Origin of the sequence: Phaeobacter sp. JH20_29 (assembly GCF_048056175.1) — a bacterium.
GTDB lineage: Bacteria > Pseudomonadota > Alphaproteobacteria > Rhodobacterales > Rhodobacteraceae > Phaeobacter > Phaeobacter bryozoorum.
The window spans coordinates 413,625-435,728 of sequence record NZ_JAYMWO010000013.1 but is presented as its reverse complement, the minus strand read 5'-3'; the positions used below and the strand labels follow the sequence as shown (position 1 = coordinate 435,728).

Sequence of the window (22,104 nt, the reverse complement as noted above, 5' to 3'; positions counted from 1 at the left end):
CCTGAAAGGGCTGGTTTTTTGAAGCGAGCTATGAGACCGTCAGGCCATGAGCATGCGACCCTATGTGAAACCCGGCGCCTATGCGTTGTATCTGGCCGCCAAGCGGTTCAACGACAAGAACGGCTGGGTGCTGAGCAGCCATATCGCCATGTCGCTGATGCTCGCCTTGTTTCCCTTTATCCTTTTTACCGTGGCGCTCACCGGTGCGGTGGCGGGGTCACTGTCGGGCGGGGTTGATCTGGAAAACCTGGTGGAGCTGGTCTTTGGCTCCTGGCCGGAAAGCGTCTCGGATCCCATCGTGCGGGAGGTCTACTCGGTGCTTGCCACATCTTCCACCGGGGTGGTCACGCTGGGTGGTGTCATCGCTATCTACTTTGCCTCCAACGGGGTGGATGCGGTGCGTCTGGCAATGGTGCAGGCCTATCATGAACGCGATACCAGGCCGTTCTGGAAGACCCGGGGCCTGTGCATTGGTCTGGTGATCCTGGGGGGCGCGGGCATTATGGCGGCGGCGGTGTTTGAGCTGATCCTGCCGCTTTATGCGCGCCATCTGGCCAGTTTCTTCCCGCAAGTCCCGCTGAGAGGCAACTGGGAGGGCGGTCTGAACGGGGTTCTGGTTGCGGTGATCCCGCTCGTTGCTGTGTTTGCCTTCCACATGCTGCTCCCGGCGAAGCGTCACCGGCTCTCACAGGTGCTACCGGGGGTGCTGCTGACAGTGGTGCTGTGGTGGGCGGCCGGCCTCGCCTTTGCCATCTACATCAGCAGTTTTGCGGCCTATTCGGCCACCTATGCAGGGCTGGCGGGGGCTATGGCGGCGCTGATCTTTCTCTATCTGAACTCAGCCATTCTGATCCTTGGCGCGGAACTCAATGGGGTGCTGCTGCATCCAACCTCCTGACCTGTCGCAGGCGTTTGCAACCGTCCGAGTGCACCAGCCCGTGCCTGAACTGAAATTGTTTCGAAAATCGCAACAATAAGGCAGTTCTGCCACAATTGAGCCACGATGCTGGCCCAGTGGCCGGTCTATTCTTCGATGAGAACAGCCCGAACGCTCATACGGTACGAGGAACTGATGCGTCTTTTGCAAAGCAAACTTCCGCCCCGCCAATTGGTGCAACGCCTGCTGAAACAGCCTGTCGCAGCGCCTCATCGCACCGAGAAGGACAGCCCGCGCGTGACGCTGCGCGCTGAAGGCACTTCACTGGAAACCATCGCCTTGCAGGCGCTGGCGCTGCGGTCGTTTTCCAGCACCGCTCAGCGCGGCAGCTGATCGCCCAGACCTGAAAGCCGGGGCAGGGCGGCGGTTGCCATGCGCCCGGCCACAGCCCGGTTAGAGATCAATCGTCAGACGCATCCGAAGGCTCACCGCGAAATCCGGTTGCAACCACGAATTTTTCCGAACTGTCCGAACGTGACGATGGCGGTTTGACGTGGAAAACCTTGGTGAATTTCTGCTTCAGCAGCTTTTGCAGATCACCCTCGGCCCCGCCGGCCAATACCTTGGCCACGAAGGTGCCGCCTTCTTCCAGAACGTCGAAGGCAAAATAGGCCGCGGTTTCACAAAGCGAGATAATCCGCAAATGGTCGGTCTGCTTGTGACCGGAACTGGCAGCTGCCATATCCGACATCACCACATCTGCCTTGCCACCAAGCCATTCCTTGACCTTGTCGTCGGCCCCTTCGTCCATGAAATCCAGCTGGTGGAACTCGGCACCCGCCAGCGGCTCGACCTCCTGCAGATCAACGCCGATGATGCGGCCTACCGCCTTACCCGGCTTTTCCCCCAGCGCATTGATCCGCTTCACCGCTACCTGCGCCCAGCCGCCCGGGGCGCAGCCCAGATCGACCACCCGCGCGCCATTCACAAGGAAGCGGAATTTATCGTCGACTTCCATGATCTTATAGGCCGCGCGCCCACGGTAGCCTTCGGCCTGGGCGCGTTTCACATAAGGGTCGTTCAACTGCCGCTGCAACCAGCGGGTGGAGCTGAGTTTACGCCCACGGGCAGTCTTGACCTTGACCTTCAGGTCACGCTGTCCGCGCCCGGAGGTGTTCTTGCCAGTGGGTGTTTTTCCCGTGGGTGTCTTTGCCATATTTGCTGTTCCCTGTCGTCCGTGGCCGCATCGGGGCCAACTGTCGGACGCTCATATCCTGTGTGTGGCCGTCAGAACGGCCCGTCTTCCAGAACGCCATCGGCGCTCATCTGTGCATAAAGCAGGCCTTCGCGCAGGCCCCGGTCCGCAACGGACAACCTGTCCGTCGGCCAGCACCGCAAGAGCGCCTGTAGAATTGCCGCCCCCGACATGATCAGCGCCTGACGGTCTTCGCCAATACGCGGGTCGCTGCGGCGTCCCTGAGGGCCGAGTTCTAAATAAGAGCGGATAACCTTGTCAATCTGATCGCTGGTCATGCGCAGCCCGTCCACCTTGGTCCGGTCATAGCGTTTCAGCCCCAGATGCGAGGCGGCAACGGTGGTGACGGTGCCAGAGGTGCCAACGATCTGAAAGCCCTGTCGGGTCTGCTCGTCCTTATAGGGCGCAAAATCGGCGAGGTTCTCTTCAAAGAACCAGCTCATCAGGGCAAAACGGGCCGCGTCATCCTCGACGTCGTGGAACTGATCGCGCAGCGTCGCGACCCCAAGTGGTACTGAGATCCAGTCAACAACCTTGGCCGCGGGAAAGGGGCTTTCAACGGGATGAAACCCTGCGTGCAGCCGCATGATGGCGGATGGCCGGTCGCGGCGCGGGATCGAGGAGATGTCGATCCAGACCAGTTCGGTGGAGCCGCCGCCAATATCGACCACCAGCAGCTGATCCGTCTTGGTCGACACCAGCGGCGCGCAGGAAATCACTGCCAGACGCGCTTCTTCCTCGGGTTGGATGATCTCCAGCGTCAGACCGGTCTCGCGGCGCACCTGACGAATGAACTCTCGCGCGTTCTTCGCCCGACGACAGGCCTCGGTCGCGACCAGCCGCATCCGTTTCACCCGGTTGCGTTTGAGCTTTTGCTGGCAGATACGCAGAGCCTGGATGGTGCGCGCCATCGACGCGCGCGACAAGCGCCCGGTCCGCTCCAAACCGGCGCCAAGCTGCACCGATTTTGAAAAGCTGTCCACCACATGGAAGCCGCTGCCCTTGGGTTGGGCAATCAGCATCCGGCAGCTATTTGTCCCCAGATCGAGCGCCGCATAGAGCGCATCAGGATCTGGGCGGGCCGGTGCAGGGCTCTCTACCACTCGGGGAAATGCGCCCGCACCTTTGGAACGCCTGGGCGCCATGATTCACGCCCTCCGATAATCGTGTTGATCCAAGCATATGTGGGCTGACCGCCACGTGCAAGGTGGCCCGAATGCCCCGATGACGATTTGCCGATTGACGAATTGACGTTTCTTGAACGGTTTTGAGCGCTTTGCCGATCAAATTCATAAAGCTGTTGAATATTATGAGGGCGCTGCCCGGTAGCCAGCCCGGCCCGCCGTTGCTATCCAGAAGCGACCCGGAAAAGGTCGCTCAGAACCAATGTCAGGTCGAAATCCGACGAACGCGCCCGGCGATGCCACACTAGAAACGCAACTACACAGACGCAAAGGAAGCTCAGGCAATGCCCGACGTCACCATCGTATATTGGCGCGACATCCCAGCACAGATCATCGTCGGCAAAGGCCGTCGCGGGGCCAAACGTCAATTGGAAGAGCGGTTTGAACAAGCCATCGACCGTGCGGCAATGAAGGTGAACGCGAAGGACGCCGACGCCTATCTCGCGGAATGGCGCAAGGCTGCGCCCTACGCCATGGATGGTGAACCGGCCGATATCGCCGAGGCCGAGGCCAAGCGTCTGGAAGCGGATTATGATCAGGACCGGCTCAAGACACTGATCGCTAACGACGGATGGGCATGAGCCTGACATCTTTTTGGGAGGCCACGATGGCTTTGTTGAACTTCAAGAAACGCGATGCTGGCGTAGCGCAGCCCAGCAGCCCCGAGGTCGAGGCCTTTCTGGAAAACTACTCGATCGAGGTGATGCCCCGTACCGCTGCCAAGGTCGAGAGCTTCCGCGATCTGCTGCCCGCCGGCACCCGCGTCTACATCGCCCATATCGAAGGTACGCCGATCGAGGAAATGGTGGAAACCGCCAAGCGGCTCAATGCCGAAGGCTACCCGGTGATGCCGCATTTTCCCGCGCGGATCATCCAGGACGAGGCCACGCTGGCCGACTGGATCGCCCGCTATCAGGGGGAGGCCGATGTCAAGCAGGCGCTGTTGCTGGCCGGTGGTGTTGCCAAACCTCATGGTGCCTTTGACAGCTCCATGCAGCTCTTGGAAACAGGATTGTTCGACAAGGCCGGGTTCACCAACCTGCATGTTGCGGGCCACCCCGAAGGCAACAAGGATATCGATCCTGACGGCAGCATGAAGAACGTCTCGGATGCGCTTCTGTGGAAACAGAAATTCTCCGAACGCACCGATGCGAAGATGGCGCTGGCAACCCAGTTCGCCTTTGAGGCGAAGCCGATCATCGAATGGGCCGACAGCATCAAGGCCGCAGGCGTAGATCTGCCGATCCATATCGGCATTGCCGGCCCGGCCAAACTGCAGACGCTGATCAAATTCGCCATCGCCTGCGGTGTTGGTCCGTCCCTCAAGGTGCTGCAAAAGCGCGCGATGGATGTCTCCAAGCTGCTGCTGCCCTATGAGCCGACAGATGTGATTGCCGAGCTGGCTGCCCACAAGGCCGCCAACCCCGATTTCAACATCACCAATGTGCATTTCTTCCCGCTGGGTGGCATTAAGACCAACGCCACCTGGGCCATCAACAACGGCGGCGCAGCAGCGCAGCCGGTCAATTCCCAAGGATAAAAAATGACCCGTACCGTCGTAGAATCTAAGACAAAAACCGCAATCCTGGGATTTGATGAGCCGTTCTGTGTGATCGGCGAACGGATCAACCCCACAGGCCGCAAGAAACTCGCGGCCGAGTTGGAAGCCGGCGATTTCTCCACCGTTGAACAAGACGCGATTGCGCAGGTGATGGCCGGCGCCAACATCCTCGATATCAACGCGGGCGTTGTCTACAACTCCAACCCGAACCCGAACGAGACCGAACCGCCGCTGATGACCAAGATCGTCCAGCTGGTGCAAGGTCTGACCGACACGCCGCTCTGCATCGACTCCTCGGTGCCCGGCGCGCTTGAAGCCGGTCTGCAGGCCGCCGAGGGGCGTCCGCTGCTGAACTCGGTCACCGGCGAGGAAGAGCGCTTGGAGCACGTGCTGCCGCTGGTCAAAAAGTACAACGTGCCGGTCGTGGCCATTTCCAACGACGACACCGGCATCTCCGAAGATCCCGACGTCCGCTTTGCCGTCGCCAAGAAGATCGTCGAGCGCGCCGCAGATTTCGGCATTCCTGCGCATGACATCGTGGTTGACCCGCTGGTGATGCCGATTGGCGCGATGGCGACCGCAGGCCAGCAGGTCTTTGCACTGGTTCGCCGTCTGCGCGAAGAACTGGGCGTGAACACCACCTGTGGTGCCTCGAACGTCTCCTTTGGCCTGCCGAACCGTCACGGCATCAATAATGCTTTCCTGCCGATGGCGATGGGCGCGGGGATGACCTCTGCGATCATGAACCCGGTGGCACTGCCGGTAACCCAGAAGAAGATTGCCGAAAAGAGAGCCGAAGTGGAGGCCGCCGGGATCATCCTGCCCGAGGGCATGGAAGACGAGGCCTTTGTTCAGATGTTCGGTCTTGGATCCACCAAGCCACGTCCGGGCAAGGAGATGGAAGCGATCCGCGCCGCCAACCTGCTGACCAACAACGATCCTCACGGTGGTGAATGGATCAAGGCCAACAAAGAGCCGGCAAAAGAGGGCGAGGAAAGCCGTGGTCGCGGTGGTCGCGCCGGCAGCCGTCGCCGTCGCGCCTGACTCGCCGCCCATACAAGCTACGAGAGGTCAGACCACTGGTCTGGCCTCTTTTTTTTGCCTGGAAATCCAGTTGTTTCGCAAGCTGTCTGGCGCGGGGCTGCGGCGTCCCGATTGGCGCTAAAACGAGCGACCCACGGGTAAAACCATTCCTGAATGGACGCAGGCCGCTCTCTCCCGCCCCGGATTTGTCGGGATTAACCAATAATAGTGCGAGGGCGCAACAGCGTCCACTTATGGCCCTTGGACCGGCAAGCCCTTGCCACACAGCCCGCGCAACACAGGCACAGCACACAGGCGCCAGCGGCATCGGTGCATATGCGAAACATGGTGTGAGAGATGGCGCACCTGAGAGGATTCGAACCTCTGGCCTCTGCCTTCGGAGGGCAGCGCTCTATCCAGCTGAGCTACAGGTGCCTATATGCGTCGTATAGCTGCCGCGCGGTGGCTCTGCAATGGCAAAAAACATGGGAACCATAATTCAATTCAGGCGTTTGCAATCTGTATGATTATGCAGCGAATGGACATTGGACAGACTATGGTGCGCGCGGGAAACTCGCTGAATTCAGACGTCAGAGCACAGCAAAAAACCCATGTTGTCGGGCAACATGGGCTTGCAAAGGCTCGGGACACGAGAACAGGCGGGGCAGGCTGTTTAGCCGTTCCAGCTGCGGACAACACCGCAGTCCATATGAACGAAATTCGAGCCGCTGTATTTGCCAACGCCACCGGCACGGCAGGCCATTGCGGCTTTCGCCATCTGCGATACGGAGCGCGAGGAGAGCCGCAGGTCAGCGGCCTGACCCCGCATGTGAAGCGAGTTCTTCGCAACCCCGCGCGAGCGGCTGCGCAGCATCGCGTTGGTTTTCGGGCTGCGGTAGCCCGACAGCATCATATAGGGCTCATTCACATCAAGAAGATTGTGGGAGGCGGCCATGATGTCGATCGTACGCAGGTCGATTTCCTTGACCTGATCGTTGCGCCAGTCGCGCATGAAGTGGTTCACTTCCTTGATCGCATCTTTGATGTATTTGCCGTCGATCCAATACACCATGTCGATCCGCTCACCGGTGCGGCCTGAGTACATCCGGATCCGCCGGATATCACCTGCGCCGCGCAGGAAGCCCGCTGCATTGGAGAAGGTCGGAGCGGCGACCATGGTTGTTGCCGCGAACGCACCCAATAGAGCACGACGGGAGAAACCCGATTTTTCAGTTTTAGCCATTGTCACTGCGCTGTCCCGTACGCCTGATGTCTCTGCCTGTGCCCGATGTTACGGACAGGGTGTGGTCCTGTTTCCACGCGAGAACTGTATTGCACATACAGAATCGCGCGCCAAGTTTTGAATGTTGCAGCTCGACATGAACTGTGATTTTCGGCAATTTTTTGCGCAAAAGGGAAATAAATGGTTAATTTCCCCTCAATGTGTCGTGGCGATCACGGCCCGAGTGGTCGTAATTGAGACCGATAAGACGCAGGTGCCTGTTGCCTGTTTGCGCTGTTTAAAATGTGAATGGACAGCGGGGGCTGGCGTTCACCAGGATTTCATGTAGGCAACTGCAGACTGTGAAAAGCAATTCATTTGAGGACCGTACCCATATGTCGCCTGTGTTGATGACCCGTGCCATTTCGACCGTTGGCCCGACGCTGAAGGCGGGAGTTTTTGCACTTGCACTGGGCGGGGCTGCCCTTGCCATGCCCTCCGGTGTCAGGGCAGAGGTGACGGCGTTCAAACAGGCGGTTGCCGAAGCGGCCTCAGCGAGCGACCCGGTTGCCGCGTTTTACCGCGAAACGGGCTATGCTGCGATCTGGACCGGCAGCGATGATGCCGCGCGCATCCGGCGCGCAGCGCTGTTTCGCGCCCTGCAGGAGGCCCCGGTTCACGGGCTTCCGGATCGCAGCGCCGAAATAGATGCGCTGATGGAGCTGCTGAGCCAGGTTCGGACCACCCGTGACCTCGGTCGTGCCGAAGTCGCGATGAGCCGCGCGCTGGTGGGCTATGCCAGCGACCTGCAAACAGGTCTGCTTGAACCGCGCCTGATCGACGACGGTATCGTCCGCGAGAAACACCAACCGGATTTCGCCGCCTATCTGATCGGGATCCGTGATCAGTCTCCTGTGGCCTATCTGCGCAGCCTGGCGCCGCAAAGCGCCCAGTATCAGGCGCTGCTGCGTGAGAAGATGCGACTGGAAAAGCTGCAGGCGGCCGGCGGCTGGGGCCCACGGGTTGCGGCACAGAAACTGGAACGTGGCGACAATGGCCCGGCGGTGATTGCCCTGCGCAATCGTCTTATTGCGATGGGGTATCTGCCACGCAGCGCAGCGCGCAGCTACGATGGCGCGTTGGAGCAGGCCGTGCAGGCGTTCCAATCCGATCACGGGCTGACCGCCGATGGGGTCGCCGGTGGCGGGACAATCGCGGAAATCAACAAACCGGTTTCGGACCGGCTCAAATCCGTTCTGGTAGCGATGGAGCGCGAACGCTGGCTGACCCCGGATCGCGGCAACCGTCATATTCTGGTCAATCAGACCGATTTCACCGCAAAGATAATCGACAATGGCGAAGTGACCTTTGTGACCCGCTCTGTCATCGGCAAGGACAATGCCGACCGACGCTCGCCGGAATTCTCTGACGAGATGGAGCATATGGTGATCAATCCCAGCTGGTACGTGCCCCGGTCCATCGTGACCAAGGAATATCTGCCCAAGCTGCGCAGCAACCCAAACGCGGTGAGCCATATCGAAATCACCGACAGCCGGGGCCGCAAAGTGAATCGCGCAACCGCTGATTTCTCCAAATATACCGCGCGCACCTTCCCCTTTGCCATGCGCCAGCCACCCAGCAGCAAGAACGCGCTCGGGCTGGTGAAGTTCATGTTCCCGAACAAATACAATATCTATCTGCATGACACACCGCAGAAGAGCCTGTTCCAGCGTGAGGTCCGCGCCTTCTCGCATGGCTGCATCCGGCTCGCGCAACCATTTGAATTCGCTTACGCTTTGCTGGCTCGCCAGACTGAAAACCCAAAGGATTTCTTTCACCGTATTCTGAACAGCGGCAAGGAGACCAAGGTGGTCCTTGATCAGAAGGTTCCGGTGCATATTATCTATCGGACCGCCTTTGTGTCCTCAAAAGGGCAGCCCGAATACCGTCGCGACATCTACGGTCGTGACGCCAAGGTATGGGCCGCGTTGGAACGGGCAGGGGTGGTGTTGCCGGGCGTACAAGGGTAATCCTCGGGCCCAAAGGCAACAGACCGGAAGGGCCCGACATGTTTACAGTCCGCGAAATCGCCGCCTCTCTTCAGGCAGAGGCCGCAGGAGATCTGGACCTGGTGGTGCAGCGCGCCGCTGAACCGCAGGATGCAGGCCCCGATGATCTGGCCATGGCCATGGCCCCGAAATACGCCGAAACCCTGAACGAAGGCAGCGCCCGCGTCGGATTGGTCTGGGAGGGCGCCGACTGGCAGGCGATGGGGCTGAAGGCCGCCATCTTTGCCCCGCGCCCGCGCCTCGCGATGGGCGGTTTGACCCGGCTGCTGGACCGGGGACAGGGATTTGGCGATGGAATTCACCCCAGCGCTGTGATCGACCCCTCCGCAGAACTGGGCGAGAATGTCTCCGTCGGCCCTCTGGCGGTGATCGCCGCGGGTGCGCGGATCGGCGCAGGGTCAGTGATTGGCCCGCAGTGCTACATCGGGGCGGATGTCACCATCGGCACCGAGGCGCAGCTGCGCGAAGCTGTCAGCATTGGTGCCCGTGCCATCATCGGTGATCGCTTTCGCGCCCAGCCCGGCGCACGGATTGGCGGCGACGGGTTTTCCTATGTGACACCGGAGGTCTCCGGCGTGGAAACTGCGCGCAAAACCATGGGCGATCAAGGCGATAGCAAGGCGCAGAGCTGGCTGCGGATCCATTCGCTCGGCGCAGTCGAGATTGGCGATGACGTCGAACTCGGCACCAATTGCACCATTGATAATGGCACCATCCGCAACACCGTGATCGGCAGCGGCAGCAAGCTCGATAACCTCGTTCATATTGGCCATAACACCCGTGTCGGTCGGGACTGTCTGCTTTGTGGTCAGACCGGAATTTCAGGCTCCGTCGATATTGGCAACAACGTGGTTCTGGGCGGTCAGACCGGGGTTGCCGACAATATCTTTATCGGTGACGGGGTGATTGCCGGGGGTGGAACCAAGATCCTGTCAAACGTGCCCGCAGGCCGTGTGGTGATGGGCTATCCCGCTGTCAAAATGGAGACACATACCGAGATGTATAAGGGGCAGCGGCGTCTGGGCCGTCTGATGCGCGACATCGAGGCGCTGAAGAAGGCGGTTTTCAAATAACGGCGCACCACTTACATGACGCAAAATACCACTGATCAGGGATCCCTCATGAGCACGCAGGACAAGGTCATCGCCATCATCGCCGAACAGGCTGTGCTGGAACCATCGGATGTGACACTCGACAGCACATTGGAAGACCTCGGTATCGATAGCCTTGGCCTTGTCGAGAGTATCTTTGCCATTGAGGAAGAGTTCGACATCACCATCCCCTTCAACGCAAATGAACCGGACAAGAGTGATTTCGACATCTCCAATGTCGCTGCGATCATCGTCGGCATTGATAAGCTGATCGCCGAAAAATAACGATGTTCAGCGGGGTTGGAGGCACAAGATGAACCGGGTTGTCATCACTGGCATGGGGACAATCAACGCCCTTGGCCATACGGTGGCCGACACGCTGGCCTCAATGGCCGAAGGTCGCTGTGGCATCGGAGAGCTCGATTTTCGCGACGTTGACCGCCTGTCGATCCGCATCGGCGGACAGGTGCGCGGGTTTGAGGCCGAGGGCCGGTTCAACCGGCAACAGATGAGCCTTTATGATCGTTTCACCCAATTCACGCTGACCGCCGCAAAAGAGGCGATTGAGCAGTCGGGGCTGGAGTTTCACGGCGAGCTGTCTCAGAAATCCGGCGTGGTGCTTGGGACGGCCGGCGGCGGGGTCTCGACATGGGACGACAATTATCGCTCGGTTTACGAGGACGGCAAAAACCGGGTCCACCCCTTTGTCGTGCCCAAGCTTATGAACAATGCCGCAGCCAGCCATGTCTCGATGGAACATAATCTGAAGGGGCCGAGCTTTACCGTCTCGACAGCCTGCGCCTCTTCAAATCATGCCATGGCCCAGGCGTTTCAGATGGTCCGCTCCGGGATGGCGCCGGTGATGATCACCGGTGGATCTGAATCGATGCTCTGCTTTGGCGGCGTCAAAGCCTGGGAAGGGCTGCGGGTCATGTCACGGGATGCCTGCCGCCCGTTCAGTGCCAACCGCAACGGCATGGTGCAGGGCGAGGGGGCCGGGATCTTCGTTTTTGAAAACTATGATCACGCCCGCGCCCGCGGCGCCGATATCATCTGCGAGGTCATCGGCTTTGCCATGTCCTCGGATGCGGCAGATATCGTCATGCCCAGCAAACAGGGCGCCGCGCGCGCCATTGCCGGCGCGCTGCAGGACGCAAAGGTCAACCCCGAGGACGTCGGCTACGTCAACGCCCATGGCACCGGAACCGCCGCCAACGACAAAACGGAATGCGCGGCCGTGGCGGATGTCTTTGGGCCCCATGCGGATAATCTGATGATGTCCTCGACCAAATCCATGCACGGCCATCTGATCGGCGGCACCGGAGCGGTCGAACTGCTGGCCTGCATCATGGCGCTGCGTGACGGTATCGTTGCGCCAACCATCGGTTATGAGGAACCTGATCCGGAATGCGCGCTGGACGTGGTTCCGAATGAGGCACGGCAGGCCAATGTGACCGTCGCCCTCAGCAATGCCTTTGCCTTTGGCGGGCTGAACGCGGTGCTTGCTCTGCGCAAGATCTGAGCGATCGCCAGCCGCAGAGCCGAAAAAAACCGCCGCATCCTGATCCAGGGTGCGGCGGTGATCGTTTTTTCTGGACAGCGGCTTTCTGTTTGCCGCACCGGATGTTTATTGCTTCACAACGTCCACGACATTGTAACCGGCGGTAAATCCGCTGAGCGACAGCTCCATATTGATCACCTGATCCGGCGCTGGTGCGGGCCGCAGGCTCAGCGTGGCGATCTTGCCCTTTTTGAACGCGGCGATATCGGTCTCGGTCAGCCCGATCTGGGCGACGCAGCCCATTGGGCTACAGAAGGAATAATTATACCGCTTGCCGGGGGCGCCATCGATGGAAATGGTCAGCGCGGCCGGCAGCAAGGTTTCAAGCGGCACGATCACCGTCGCACCGGCGACAGCCTGGCTGCCTTCCTGATCAATCCGGAACAGCGAAAACTCCGCCATCGGATTGCCGCTGTCGTCGGACATGATCTGCAACAGCGAACAGGGATCGGTTTCTTCCTCGGTCTTGACGCAGGCCAGATCCCAATCGCCATGGGTTTCTTTGGAATAGCGCTGCCCCAGCTTGGGGCCATCCTGTACGGGCTGGCCAAGATCCAGAACCTCGTCGGCTTTTGGTGCCTCCGTGGCTGCGGCATCTGCGGCGGGCTGGCTCTCTTCGGTCTCGGCCGCCCCGGCGGTCTCCTGCGCCATCAGCGGCAGCGGCAGCGCCATCAGCGCGGCCAGGGTCATCGGGGTCAGGGACTTGATCATGATTGCCTCATCTATCCTGTGGTGTCGGATTCGATGTAGCATGGCCGAACCCCGGTGTCAGGCCAATAACCATGTTTGCCCGCTTCACTGGCGGGGAATTGACCGGATCGCGCGCCACGACTGGAAGCGCTTGGAACAAAACAAAAAAGGGAGCACAACTGCCCCCTTTTTCGTATTTTTTCTCCCCGTCGGACTGGCCGACTTAGTTATTGGGAGGACGTTACGAAAGGGTCGGCCATCGGTCAACATGGAAAGAGAAAAAAATGTCGCAGTTGGTGGAATAATTGACGCCTACGCCCATAGCGCGCGCAATATGCACAAAACACCTGCCCGTAAGGCGCAGCTGATCGCCACGGGCCGGCCGCGAGCGCAAAAAAAAGGCCGTGCCCGAAGCACGGCCCAGTCTGACAGGGAGGAAATGTCCGCCGACACAACCGCATGATGGTCGACGGGCAATTATCACTCTCGCATTCAAAGGTTAATTTTGTATTTTCATTTGAGACCGATCGCATTTTTCGCGGGATCACAACAGTCAGGGGCAGATCATGCAGGACAAACTCTTTATCGGCGGCGGTGGCGAAGCCTATGCTGATCCACAGGCGCTGGCGCTGAAATATGCCAATCGTCACGGGTTGATCGCCGGAGCAACCGGCACGGGCAAGACGGTCACGCTACAGATCCTCGCCGAGAGTTTCTCCAATGCCGGCGTGCCGGTAATCCTGTCGGATGTGAAGGGCGATCTGTCCGGCCTGGCGAAATCCGGCAGCGCCGACCATAAGCTACATGATGCCTTTACCAGCCGGGCGACCAAAATCGGCTTTGACGACTACCGCTACCATTCCTGCCCGGTCACCTTCTGGGACCTCTACGGTGAGCAGGGGCATCCGGTCAGGACGACCGTGGCCGAGATGGGGCCATTGCTGCTGGCGCGGCTGTTGGAACTGAGCGAGGCACAGGAGGGCATCCTGAACATCGCCTTCCGTCTCGCGGATGAGGAAGGTCTGGCGCTGCTGGACCTGAAGGATCTACAGGCGCTGCTGGTCTGGGTGGGTGAAAACCGCGCGCAGCTATCGCTGCGCTACGGCAATGTCTCCACAGCCTCAATCGGGGCAATCCAGCGGCGGCTGCTGGTGCTGGAGAACCAGGGCGGGGCGCAGCTCTTTGGCGAACCGGCCCTGGCGCTGAGCGACCTGATGCGCGGCACCGCTGACGGGCGTGGCATGGTCAATATCCTCGCCGCTGACAAACTGATGGCGGCGCCGGGACTATATGCAACATTCCTGCTCTGGCTGCTGAGCGAGCTGTTCGAGGAGCTGCCAGAGGTTGGCGATCCTGAAAAGCCCCGGCTGGTGTTTTTCTTCGACGAGGCGCATCTGCTGTTCGACGACGCTCCCAAGGCGCTCATCGACAAGGTGGAACAGGTGGCGCGTCTGATCCGCTCCAAGGGGGTGGGGATCTATTTCATCACGCAGAACCCCGCAGATGTGCCGGAGGACATTCTCGGCCAGCTTGGCAACCGCATCCAGCACGCACTGCGAGCGTTCACCGCGCGCGACCGGAAAAACCTGCGCATGGCGGCCGAAACCTACCGTGAGAATCCACGGTTCTCCACCGAGGAGGCGATCCGCGAGGTCGGCGTCGGTGAGGCGGTTACCTCGATGTTGCAGAAAAAAGGTGTCCCCGGCGTTGTTGAGCGCACGCTGATCCGCCCGCCCAGTTCTCAACTCGGCCCGATCACCGCTGAGGACCGCAGGGCAATCTTGCAGAGCTCGGACATGGCCGGGAAATATGACCAGACCACCGACCGGCTGTCCGCCTATGAAATCCTGGCGGAACGCGCCGCAAAAGCCGCCGCCGAGGCTGAGGCCGCAGAAGATTACGCCGAGGCGGCACCCGAACCGATGGCACGCGAATATAACGCCGGGCGGCGCTATTCTGGCAGCCGGGTCAGCCGGTCCTCCGCGCGGCGGGTAAAACCACGAGACAGTTTTGCCTCAGCCATGTCCGAGGCGGTCATCAAGGAATTGAAAGGCACCACCGGTCGACGGCTTGTGCGCGGCATCCTCGGCGGTCTGTTCAAGGGGCGGTGAGCCGGCCCGACCTGCCAGAGCAAAACAAAACGCCGCCCGGGGAGCATATCCACGGGCGGCGTTTCGCGTTTCCATAGGTCCGATTGTCAGACCGGTCGCGGATCTGCGACCTCAGCGCTCGGGGATCAGGCCACGGGGGCTGAAACGCAGCACCAGCAGCAGGATCAGCCCCATGGTCAACAGACGCATATGCGACGCGCTTTCCAGCAGATGAACCTTCAGCGCATTGGTGTCGGCCATGCCTGCGGTCAGGGTCTCGATCAGCAGGATGCCCATCGGCTCAACCTTGATCCACAGGAACCAGATCAGCAGACCTCCCAGCACCGCGCCAAAGTTATTGCCGGAGCCACCAACAATTACCATCACCCAGATCAGGAAGGTGAAGCGCAAGGGATTATACGTGCCCGGCGTCAGCTGGCTGTCGAGCGTGGTCATCATAGCCCCGGCAATGCCACAGATCGCAGAGCCAAGGATGAAGATTTGCAGATGGCGGCGGGTCACATCCTTGCCCATCGCCTCAGCTGCCACCTCATTGTCGCGAATGGCGCGCATCATCCGGCCCCAGGGGCTCTTCAATGCCATCTGCGCCATCCACAGCAGCACCAGCAGCACGACGGTGAACAGCAGCGAGTAGCCCAGCTTGACATAGAGCGTGGAGGCCAGAACCGGATCCAGACCATAGTCCGCCGCCTTGGCGACAAACTCCGCATCATTCTGCAGATCGACCTCATAGGGCAGGGGCCGGGGCAGGCCGACGACGTTTTTCACGCCGCGCGACAGCCAGTCCTCGTTCTTCAGCACCGAGATGATGATCTCGGCAATGCCAAGCGTCGCAATCGCCAGATAATCAGACCGCAGACCGAGGGCCGTCTTGCCGATCAGCCAGGCAACGCCGGCCGCCAGCAGACCGCCCGCAGGCCAGGCCAGAAGCACCGGCAGACCCAGCCCGCCTAGGTTGCCCTCCAGCGCCGGGTTGATCGCCTCGACCCCGGCAACCGCCGGATCGAAGATTGCGCGATACACCACAAAGCCGACGATCAGCACCGCCAGCAGCACCGCAACGCGCAGCTTACCGGCAGGGACCATCCGCATGGTTGCAACGGCCGCGACCAGCGTCATCGCCCCCATGGCCAGGGCCATGATGATCCCGACACCGCCCTGGCTCCACGCGCCCGGTGTTGGCGCGGTAGAGACCAGCACAACGGCCAGACCACCAAGCGCCACGAAGCCCATGATGCCGACATTGAACAAACCGGCAAAGCCCCACTGAAGATTGACGCCAATCGCCATGATCGCAGAGACCAACCCCATGTTGAGGATCACCAGAGCCGAGTTCCAGGATCCGGAGAAAAACAGAAAGCTTGTGCTGCCCTCAAGCAGGATCAGAATGCCAACAAACAGAAACAGCAGGGAGGTTTTGACTGTCTCGCTCATACCACTTTTCCTTTGAAAAGGCCCGTGGGCTTGAACAGAAGCACGACCACAAGGATCGCAAAGGACACGGCGAATTTGTAATCCGTGCTCAGAAGCTGGACGAGGCCATCAGGCTCGAACGACTCCGGAACGACGTAGGTCAGCACTTTCTTCCAGGCATAGGTGATGGTCACCTCGGAGAACGCGATGATGAACCCACCAGCGATGGCCCCGACCGGGCTGCCCAGACCACCAACGATAGCGGCGGCAAAGATCGGCAGCAGCAGCTGGAAATAGGTGAAGGGTTTGAAAGATTTGTCCAAACCATAAAGCACGCCGGCAATGGTCGCGAGGGTCGCAACGATCAGCCAGGTATACATCACCACCCGCTCCGGGTTGATGCCCGAGAGCAGCGCCAGATCTTCGTTGTCGGAATAGGCGCGCATGGATTTACCGGTGCGGGTCTTGTTCAGGAACCAGAACAGCAGCGCCACAACCACCACTGCGGTGATCACGGTGATGCCTTGCGTGGTCTTGATCGCCAGCCCCTCACTCAGGCCGGTCATCGCCTTGAAATCCCGCGCGGAAATCAGAAAGCGTTCGCCGTCAGCAAACCGCTGATCGCCCGGCCCGATGACAAATCGCACAAGGCCATTCATCATGAACATGACGCCCAGCGACACCATGACAAAAATCACCGGCTTGGCTTTCTGTGTCCGGTAGAACCGATAAACGGTGCGATCGGTGACCAGCATCAGAAGCATACAGCTCACGATGCCAAGCGGCAGCGCCAGCAGCGCAGTTGGCAGCGGGCCAAAGCTGATGCCCATCGACTGCAACCACCAGGTCACCATGATGGTCACCATCGTGCCAAAGGCCATAGTGTCGCCATGGGCAAAATTCGAAAACCGAAGCACCGAATAAATCAGCGTCACACCCAGCGCACCAAGCGCCAGTTGACTGCCGTAAGCGATTGCCGGAACCCCGACAAAATTTGTAAGCGCCACAAGGGCGTTGAGGAAGTCCATTATTTATCCTCTTGGCAGGTGCCGGTATATGTCACTTGGGAGGGATACCTTCTGGCACTTTTTTCATCGAGTGAGACATTGTCGCCGCTCATGAGTATCATCCAGCTGTCTACGGATGTGTCGGCTGGAGGGACCTTTGCGAACCTTATGGACGAACCAAGCTCCAGAAACGGGGCAAGTGAAACAAACTCTTCCGAGTCTCCTTGTGTCCAAGCGAAACGAGCCAGACCGCCACCGGCACCCCTATCTTCTGAAAGCACCGCAAGGGTGATCTTCATTTCGATGGGATCGGCAGGACACCTTTGAACCGTCTTGCAGTCCGCAGCATCGTTGGTGGTGCATTCCAGAACAGAAGTGCACTTAGGTTCCAAGTAGCAGCTGAGGTTAGTCCCAGCTTGGTCAGCAAGAGCAGCAGCAGGGCTAAGTGTCGTACAGATAACGAGAGCTCGACTGTGGTTTATTACAGCCGATTTTCTTAGTAGAGGCATACTCGGTCACCCCCCCAAGAAAGATTTGCGCACTTCGGGATCGGCGAGCAGCTCTTGGCCGGTGCCGGTGTAGGCATTGCGGCCCTGTACCAGAACGTAACCTTTGTCCGCGATCTCAAGCGCTTGTTTGGCGTTTTGTTCGACCATCAGGATCGGCAGGCCGGTGCGGGCCACCTCGATGATACGGTCGAACAGCTCGTCCATGACGATGGGCGACACACCTGCTGTCGGCTCGTCCAGCATCAGAACCTTCGGCTTGGTCATCAGCGCGCGGCCAACGGCCACCTGCTGGCGCTGACCCCCGGAGAGTTCGCCCGCCGGCTGGTTACGTTTTTCACGCAGTATCGGAAACAGCTCATAGACCTGCTCCATGGTATCGCGGAAATCATCGGTGCGGATGAAAGCACCCATTTCCAGGTTTTCCTCAACCGTCATCGAGGTGAAGATATTGCTGGTCTGGGGCACAAACCCCATGCCCTTGATCACCCGGTCCTGGGGGGTCAGCAGGGTGATATCCTCGCCGTCCAGACGCACGGCACCTGCGCGGACATCGAGCATCCCGAACACAGCTTTCATCGCGGTGGATTTCCCGGCACCATTGGGGCCAACGATAACGGCGATCTCGCCCTTATCGACGGCAATGGTGCAGTCGTGCAGGATATCCGGCCCTTTGCCGTAGCCGCCGGTCATCGTGTCACCGATCAGAAAGGGACCACCGTCCACCTTGCGTGTGGGGCCGCTTTTGCTGTGGGCAGGCTGCATCGTTCCGACACCATGCGGATTGGTGATCGAGGCATCACGATTGCCGTGATCGTTCTGGTAGGGATTGTCGCTCATGCTCCAGCCTCCAGTTTATCTTTGTTTTTCAGGCCGGTGCCGAGATAGGCTTCGATCACCTGCTCGTTGGCCTTGATCTGATCCAGCGTGCCTTCAGCCAGTTTCTTGCCCTCGGCCATGCAGATAACCGGGTCGCAGAGGCGCCCGATGAACTCCATGTCGTGCTCGATCACGACGAAGGTATAGCCGCGCTCTTCGTTGAGGCGCTTGATGGCATCGGCAATGGTATAGAGCAGGGTCCGGTTCACACCTGCGCCCACCTCATCGAGGAAGACGATCTTGGCGTCCACCATCATGGTTCGGCCCAGCTCAAGCAGTTTCTTCTGCCCGCCCGAGACCTGACCGGCCTTCAGATCAGCGATATGGCTGATGGTCAGGAATTCCAGAACCTCATCTGCCTTGGCCCGCAGCGCGCGTTCCTCATCCGCAATGCGCTTGCGGCCGAACCAGGTGTTCCACAGCGTCTCACCCGACTGCGCACTTGGCACCATCATCAGGTTCTCGCGGCAGGTCATCGACGCAAATTCATGCGCGATCTGGAACGTCCGCAGCAGCCCCTTGTGGAACAGCTCATGCGGCGGCAGGCCGGTGATGTCCTCACCGTCCATGGTGACCCGGCCAGAGGTCGGTTCAAGCACGCCTGCAATCACGTTGAAAAGAGTGGTTTTTCCGGCGCCGTTTGGCCCGATCAAACCGGTTATGGAGCCCTTAGCGATTTCCAGCGACGCGCCATCAACCGCATGGAACCCGCCGAAGTGCTTGTGCAAGTCCTCGACGACGATCATGTCATTTCATCCCCCACCGTCTTTTTGACGGCTTTTGAATTTGGAACAGCCCGGGCAAAACCCGGGCTGATCATCTTGGTTCGATCCGATTTTACGGGATCAGCGGAATTTCACGGTGGCGTTGGCGCCGTCCTTGACTTCGATCTCACGGTAGGAGCCTGCGCTCTCACCGGGGCCGATCAGTTCTACGCCAGTCGCACCCTCATAGTCGATGTCGCCGCCATTCGCGAGGATTTCCAGGGCCTTGCCCAGCTCGCCGGGGTTGATCTTCTCACCGGGCGCATTGGCTACTTCAAGGATCTTGGAGCCATAGTCGGCCGGATCCTTGGAGTTTGCGGCCTGCATTGCCAGCATGAACAGCGCGGCAGCGTCATAGCTCTCCGGGGAATAGGCGGAGGTGCCGTCGAAACCGGCGGCTTTGGCCAGCTCAGCATAGATCGCCGCACCTTCGCTATCGGAACCGGCAATCTGGCCAAAGGAGCCATCAAGATCCGGGCCGATGTTCTTGGGCAGGGAGTCACCGATCATGCCACCGGGCAGACCGAAGGTGTCATAGGCACCGGAGTCGAGCGAGGCCTGAATGATGCCCAGGCCGCCCTGATCCAGGTAGCCGGCAACAACCAGAATATCGCCGCCAGCGGACGCCAGTGCGGCGACTTCTGCGGAATAGTCGCCCTTGCCGTCTTCATGCGCGGTCACGATGGTGACTTCACCGCCGACTTCCTCAAAGGAGGTTTTGATCGCGTCGGCCAGACCTTTGCCGTAGTCGTTGTTGGTATAGGTCAGGGCGATGGAGTTGACGCCGCGCTCTTTCAGCACTTCGGCCATCACCTGGCCTTCGCGGGCATCGGAGGGCGAGGTACGGAAGAACAGGTCGTTGTCTTCCATGGTCGACAGGCCGGGCGAGGTGGCCGACGGCGAGATCATCACCATGCCGTTCGGGATCGCGACGTTCTGCAGGATCGCGCCGGTCACGCCGGAGCAGTCACCGCCGATGATGCCGTTGACACCGTCAGCAACCAGCTTCTCGCCGTTTGCCGTCGCCAGACCATTGTCGATACAGCCGGTGTCTGCGCGCACCGGAATGACAGTCGCCGCATCAAGCAGCTTGCCGGATTTGGTCACTTCCTCCATCGCCAGCTCAGCGCCGGAACCCATGGCCGGGGCGAGGGATTCGATCGGCCCAGTAAAGCCGAGAAGCACACCCAGCTTCACTTCCTTGGCGTGGCCACCCGCAAACGCAGTGCCAGCAGTCAGGGCAGCGGCGGCTGTCGCCATCATCATTTTTTTCATTTTTGTGAACTCCCATTTGTTGGAACATATTTGTTCAAATCGGACCCTAGGCAAGCGTGGTAAAAAAGGGAAGTCCTCTAGCGCCAACATGTCGCAGGTTTTTTCGCCCCGGTTACGGAGAATGGAATGTTCACAATGGGGTAGATGACCCAACGGCCGCTCGCCCCTTGGGCATCGGGGATCAGCTCACCGCAGCGCTCGTCGCAAGTCCCCAGATCCGCGTCGCATTTCATGCCGGGCGGCGCAAAAGCTGGCCAAATAGAAAATTCGCGCTAAATTCGGTCGAATAGCATGAATATGAGCCATTGGACCGCTCCCCCCAGGGTCTGATCACGGAATTGCGCAGGAGGCGTCATGCATATGGGGAGGTCTGTTATTAGAGTGCTCCAAGTCAACCCATCGTGTCAGGCGATGCGACCCCGGCGACGGCAATCGTCGGCTTGTCAGCCGGAAAGACCGACCGGCCAGACGCGACAGATCCGGCCGATGCTGGCATCCCTGGCACAGCGCTTTATCGCATTAACCCTGCTGGCCACCGTTGGCACCGCGGTCTCGGCACAGACGCTGAGCAGCGATCACGGAGTGTTGAAGGTAGAGCGGATGGCCCACGGGCTGGATATCCCATGGGCTTTTGATTTCCTGCCTGATGGCTCGGTGCTGATCACTGAAAAAGACGGTGACCTGTTGCACCTGGCGGCGGGCCGTCTGACCCGCGTCAAAGGCACTCCGAAAGTGCTCGATCAGGGGCAGGGCGGGCTGCTGGACGTGTTGATTCCGCGCAATTTTGGCAGAACCCGGCGGATATATCTCTCTTATTCGAAACGGCTTGGAAGAGGCTCTGCCACAGCGGTGGCCACCGGGCAGCTCGCCCGGCGCAACACCCAGCTTGAGGGGCTGCGGGACATCTTCGTCGCCGCGCCACCCGCCGACAGTGGGCGCCATTTCGGATCGCGGCTGGCAGAAGGGCCTGACGGAACTCTCTATGTCACTCTGGGTGATCGCGGCGACCGGCCATCTGCCCAATCCCTCACCTCACATCAGGGCAGCATTCTGCGTTTGAATCCCGACGGATCCGTCCCGCGCGACAACCCCTTTACCAAACAGAAAGGGGCGCAGCCGGAAATCTGGTCCTACGGGCATCGCAACCCCCAGGGACTGACCTTTGCCGCCGATGGCCAGCTCTGGTCTGTTGAACATGGCGCCCGTGGCGGGGATGAGGTCAATCTGATCGAGAAAGGCGCAAATTACGGCTGGCCGGTCATCGCCTACGGCCGGCATTATTCAGGGCTGAAAATCGGCGAAGGGACCACAAAGCCGGGCCTGAAGCAGCCGGCCCACTATTGGGACCCCTCGATGGCGCCCTCAAACCTGCTGGTGTATTCCGGCAGCATGTGGCCGGACTGGCGCGGGGATATCTTTGTCGGCTCGCTCAAGTTCGGCTATATCGCGCGGCTCTCCGGGCAACCACTGGCGGAGGTTGAGCAGATCAGGGGCGATGAGACAGGACGCATCCGGGACCTGCGCGAGGCCCCGGACGGTAGCATCTGGTTCCTGTCCGAGACCAATGGCGCGCTCTACCGCCTGTCGCGCTGAACCGGCGCGAACCGGACCCCGGG

20 protein-coding genes and 1 tRNA gene are annotated in these 22,104 nt (G+C 60.0%); 11 read left to right on the top strand and 10 right to left on the bottom strand.

The genetic code is table 11. The features are described from left to right. The first annotated feature begins 46 nt into the window (after nucleotides 1–46). Nucleotides 47–898 carry a YihY/virulence factor BrkB family protein gene (locus VWZ85_RS11815; RefSeq protein WP_340545603.1) on the top strand — a complete coding sequence of 284 codons (852 nt, stop codon included), beginning with the start codon at nucleotides 47–49 and terminating at the stop codon, nucleotides 896–898. Nucleotides 899–1,072: 174 nt separating this feature from the next. Next, nucleotides 1,073–1,270 carry a hypothetical protein gene (locus VWZ85_RS11810; protein ID WP_416595468.1) on the top strand — a complete coding sequence of 66 codons (198 nt, stop codon included), beginning with the start codon at nucleotides 1,073–1,075 and terminating at the stop codon, nucleotides 1,268–1,270. A 67-nt stretch (nucleotides 1,271–1,337) separates the two neighbouring features. On the opposite strand, the gene VWZ85_RS11805 is transcribed toward VWZ85_RS11810, so the two are convergent. After that, on the bottom strand, nucleotides 1,338–2,093 hold the full coding sequence (locus VWZ85_RS11805; protein ID WP_340545601.1) for an RlmE family RNA methyltransferase: 756 nt from the start codon (nucleotides 2,091–2,093) through the stop codon (nucleotides 1,338–1,340). A 71-nt stretch (nucleotides 2,094–2,164) separates the two neighbouring features. Beyond that, nucleotides 2,165–3,277, bottom strand: coding sequence for a Ppx/GppA phosphatase family protein (locus VWZ85_RS11800; protein WP_340545600.1), 1,113 nt, complete (start codon nucleotides 3,275–3,277; stop codon nucleotides 2,165–2,167). A 323-nt stretch (nucleotides 3,278–3,600) separates the two neighbouring features. Between VWZ85_RS11800 and VWZ85_RS11795 the strand changes: the two genes are divergently transcribed. From VWZ85_RS11795 to VWZ85_RS11785, 3 genes are read left to right on the top strand one after another with little or no spacing between them, the layout of a single operon-like run. Further along, nucleotides 3,601–3,897 carry a virulence factor gene (locus VWZ85_RS11795; RefSeq protein ID WP_340545599.1) on the top strand — a complete coding sequence of 99 codons (297 nt, stop codon included), beginning with the start codon at nucleotides 3,601–3,603 and terminating at the stop codon, nucleotides 3,895–3,897. Between the two features lie 26 nt (nucleotides 3,898–3,923). Beyond that, nucleotides 3,924–4,856, top strand: a complete 933-nt coding sequence (locus tag VWZ85_RS11790; protein WP_340545598.1) for a methylenetetrahydrofolate reductase — start codon at nucleotides 3,924–3,926, stop codon at nucleotides 4,854–4,856. A 3-nt stretch (nucleotides 4,857–4,859) separates the two neighbouring features. Then, nucleotides 4,860–5,921, top strand: coding sequence for a methyltetrahydrofolate cobalamin methyltransferase (locus tag VWZ85_RS11785; RefSeq protein WP_340545597.1), 1,062 nt, complete (start codon nucleotides 4,860–4,862; stop codon nucleotides 5,919–5,921). A gap of 337 nt (nucleotides 5,922–6,258) precedes the next feature. Here VWZ85_RS11785 and VWZ85_RS11780 read toward each other — a convergent pair. Both VWZ85_RS11780 and VWZ85_RS11775 read right to left on the bottom strand, forming a co-directional pair. Beyond that, nucleotides 6,259–6,335, bottom strand: a tRNA-Arg gene (locus VWZ85_RS11780). A gap of 238 nt (nucleotides 6,336–6,573) precedes the next feature. Further along, entirely contained in the window at nucleotides 6,574–7,143 is a 570-nt protein-coding gene (locus tag VWZ85_RS11775) for a YcbK family protein (protein ID WP_340545596.1), read from the bottom strand. Nucleotides 7,144–7,517: 374 nt separating this feature from the next. On the opposite strand from VWZ85_RS11775, the gene VWZ85_RS11770 reads away from it, so the two are divergent. From VWZ85_RS11770 to VWZ85_RS11755, 4 genes are read left to right on the top strand one after another with little or no spacing between them, the layout of a single operon-like run. Beyond that, nucleotides 7,518–9,152 carry a L,D-transpeptidase family protein gene (locus VWZ85_RS11770; RefSeq protein WP_416595466.1) on the top strand — a complete coding sequence of 545 codons (1,635 nt, stop codon included), beginning with the start codon at nucleotides 7,518–7,520 and terminating at the stop codon, nucleotides 9,150–9,152. A 38-nt stretch (nucleotides 9,153–9,190) separates the two neighbouring features. Further along, nucleotides 9,191–10,264 carry a UDP-3-O-(3-hydroxymyristoyl)glucosamine N-acyltransferase gene (gene lpxD / locus VWZ85_RS11765; RefSeq protein ID WP_416588361.1) on the top strand — a complete coding sequence of 358 codons (1,074 nt, stop codon included), beginning with the start codon at nucleotides 9,191–9,193 and terminating at the stop codon, nucleotides 10,262–10,264. Nucleotides 10,265–10,312: 48 nt separating this feature from the next. Continuing rightward, entirely contained in the window at nucleotides 10,313–10,567 is a 255-nt protein-coding gene (locus VWZ85_RS11760; protein ID WP_340545593.1) for an acyl carrier protein, read from the top strand. Between the two features lie 28 nt (nucleotides 10,568–10,595). Next, nucleotides 10,596–11,804, top strand: coding sequence for a beta-ketoacyl-[acyl-carrier-protein] synthase family protein (locus VWZ85_RS11755; protein ID WP_340545592.1), 1,209 nt, complete (start codon nucleotides 10,596–10,598; stop codon nucleotides 11,802–11,804). A 105-nt stretch (nucleotides 11,805–11,909) separates the two neighbouring features. Here the strand turns inward: VWZ85_RS11755 and VWZ85_RS11750 are convergent, their stop codons facing one another. Beyond that, entirely contained in the window at nucleotides 11,910–12,554 is a 645-nt protein-coding gene (locus VWZ85_RS11750) for an invasion associated locus B family protein (RefSeq protein WP_416534925.1), read from the bottom strand. Nucleotides 12,555–13,099: 545 nt separating this feature from the next. On the opposite strand from VWZ85_RS11750, the gene VWZ85_RS11745 reads away from it, so the two are divergent. Further along, a complete protein-coding gene (locus VWZ85_RS11745) occupies nucleotides 13,100–14,644 on the top strand; it encodes a helicase HerA-like domain-containing protein (RefSeq protein WP_416588357.1) in 1,545 nt (514 codons plus the stop codon). 111 nt (nucleotides 14,645–14,755) lie between these two features. Here the strand turns inward: VWZ85_RS11745 and VWZ85_RS11740 are convergent, their stop codons facing one another. The 5 genes from VWZ85_RS11740 to VWZ85_RS11720 form a co-directional block, all read right to left on the bottom strand. After that, on the bottom strand, nucleotides 14,756–16,078 hold the full coding sequence (locus tag VWZ85_RS11740; RefSeq protein WP_416588355.1) for a branched-chain amino acid ABC transporter permease: 1,323 nt from the start codon (nucleotides 16,076–16,078) through the stop codon (nucleotides 14,756–14,758). Beyond that, nucleotides 16,075–17,085 (bottom strand): branched-chain amino acid ABC transporter permease, encoded by a 1,011-nt coding sequence (locus VWZ85_RS11735; RefSeq protein ID WP_416540168.1) that lies wholly within the window; start codon nucleotides 17,083–17,085, stop codon nucleotides 16,075–16,077. Before VWZ85_RS11735 ends, VWZ85_RS11740 begins: the two co-directional genes overlap by 4 nt. Nucleotides 17,086–17,579: 494 nt before the next feature. Next, on the bottom strand, nucleotides 17,580–18,410 hold the full coding sequence (locus VWZ85_RS11730; protein WP_340545587.1) for an ABC transporter ATP-binding protein: 831 nt from the start codon (nucleotides 18,408–18,410) through the stop codon (nucleotides 17,580–17,582). Further along, entirely contained in the window at nucleotides 18,407–19,195 is a 789-nt protein-coding gene (locus VWZ85_RS11725; protein WP_340545586.1) for an ABC transporter ATP-binding protein, read from the bottom strand. Before VWZ85_RS11725 ends, VWZ85_RS11730 begins: the two co-directional genes overlap by 4 nt. A 99-nt stretch (nucleotides 19,196–19,294) precedes the next feature. Beyond that, complete coding sequence (locus tag VWZ85_RS11720; protein WP_416588351.1) at nucleotides 19,295–20,488, bottom strand: ABC transporter substrate-binding protein; 1,194 nt, start codon at nucleotides 20,486–20,488, stop codon at nucleotides 19,295–19,297. A gap of 486 nt (nucleotides 20,489–20,974) precedes the next feature. Between VWZ85_RS11720 and VWZ85_RS11715 the strand changes: the two genes are divergently transcribed. Next, on the top strand, nucleotides 20,975–22,081 hold the full coding sequence (locus VWZ85_RS11715) for a PQQ-dependent sugar dehydrogenase (RefSeq protein ID WP_416553213.1): 1,107 nt from the start codon (nucleotides 20,975–20,977) through the stop codon (nucleotides 22,079–22,081). Nucleotides 22,082–22,104: the final 23 nt, after the last annotated feature.

Bases quoted from the DNA above. Each gene is read 5' to 3' on its own strand.
- VWZ85_RS11815 (WP_340545603.1), top strand. From the start codon at position 47: ATGAGCATGCGACCCTATGTGAAACCCGGCGCCTATGCGTTGTATCTG.
- VWZ85_RS11810 (WP_416595468.1), top strand. From the start codon at position 1,073: ATGCGTCTTTTGCAAAGCAAACTTCCGCCCCGCCAATTGGTGCAACGC.
- VWZ85_RS11805 (WP_340545601.1), bottom strand. From the start codon at position 2,093: ATGGCAAAGACACCCACGGGAAAAACACCCACTGGCAAGAACACCTCC.
- VWZ85_RS11800 (WP_340545600.1), bottom strand. From the start codon at position 3,277: ATGGCGCCCAGGCGTTCCAAAGGTGCGGGCGCATTTCCCCGAGTGGTA.
- VWZ85_RS11795 (WP_340545599.1), top strand. From the start codon at position 3,601: ATGCCCGACGTCACCATCGTATATTGGCGCGACATCCCAGCACAGATC.
- VWZ85_RS11790 (WP_340545598.1), top strand. From the start codon at position 3,924: ATGGCTTTGTTGAACTTCAAGAAACGCGATGCTGGCGTAGCGCAGCCC.
- VWZ85_RS11785 (WP_340545597.1), top strand. From the start codon at position 4,860: ATGACCCGTACCGTCGTAGAATCTAAGACAAAAACCGCAATCCTGGGA.
- VWZ85_RS11775 (WP_340545596.1), bottom strand. From the start codon at position 7,143: ATGGCTAAAACTGAAAAATCGGGTTTCTCCCGTCGTGCTCTATTGGGT.
- VWZ85_RS11770 (WP_416595466.1), top strand. From the start codon at position 7,518: ATGTCGCCTGTGTTGATGACCCGTGCCATTTCGACCGTTGGCCCGACG.
- lpxD (WP_416588361.1), top strand. From the start codon at position 9,191: ATGTTTACAGTCCGCGAAATCGCCGCCTCTCTTCAGGCAGAGGCCGCA.
- VWZ85_RS11760 (WP_340545593.1), top strand. From the start codon at position 10,313: ATGAGCACGCAGGACAAGGTCATCGCCATCATCGCCGAACAGGCTGTG.
- VWZ85_RS11755 (WP_340545592.1), top strand. From the start codon at position 10,596: ATGAACCGGGTTGTCATCACTGGCATGGGGACAATCAACGCCCTTGGC.
- VWZ85_RS11750 (WP_416534925.1), bottom strand. From the start codon at position 12,554: ATGATCAAGTCCCTGACCCCGATGACCCTGGCCGCGCTGATGGCGCTG.
- VWZ85_RS11745 (WP_416588357.1), top strand. From the start codon at position 13,100: ATGCAGGACAAACTCTTTATCGGCGGCGGTGGCGAAGCCTATGCTGAT.
- VWZ85_RS11740 (WP_416588355.1), bottom strand. From the start codon at position 16,078: ATGAGCGAGACAGTCAAAACCTCCCTGCTGTTTCTGTTTGTTGGCATT.
- VWZ85_RS11735 (WP_416540168.1), bottom strand. From the start codon at position 17,085: ATGGACTTCCTCAACGCCCTTGTGGCGCTTACAAATTTTGTCGGGGTT.
- VWZ85_RS11730 (WP_340545587.1), bottom strand. From the start codon at position 18,410: ATGAGCGACAATCCCTACCAGAACGATCACGGCAATCGTGATGCCTCG.
- VWZ85_RS11725 (WP_340545586.1), bottom strand. From the start codon at position 19,195: ATGATCGTCGTCGAGGACTTGCACAAGCACTTCGGCGGGTTCCATGCG.
- VWZ85_RS11720 (WP_416588351.1), bottom strand. From the start codon at position 20,488: ATGAAAAAAATGATGATGGCGACAGCCGCCGCTGCCCTGACTGCTGGC.
- VWZ85_RS11715 (WP_416553213.1), top strand. From the start codon at position 20,975: ATGCTGGCATCCCTGGCACAGCGCTTTATCGCATTAACCCTGCTGGCC.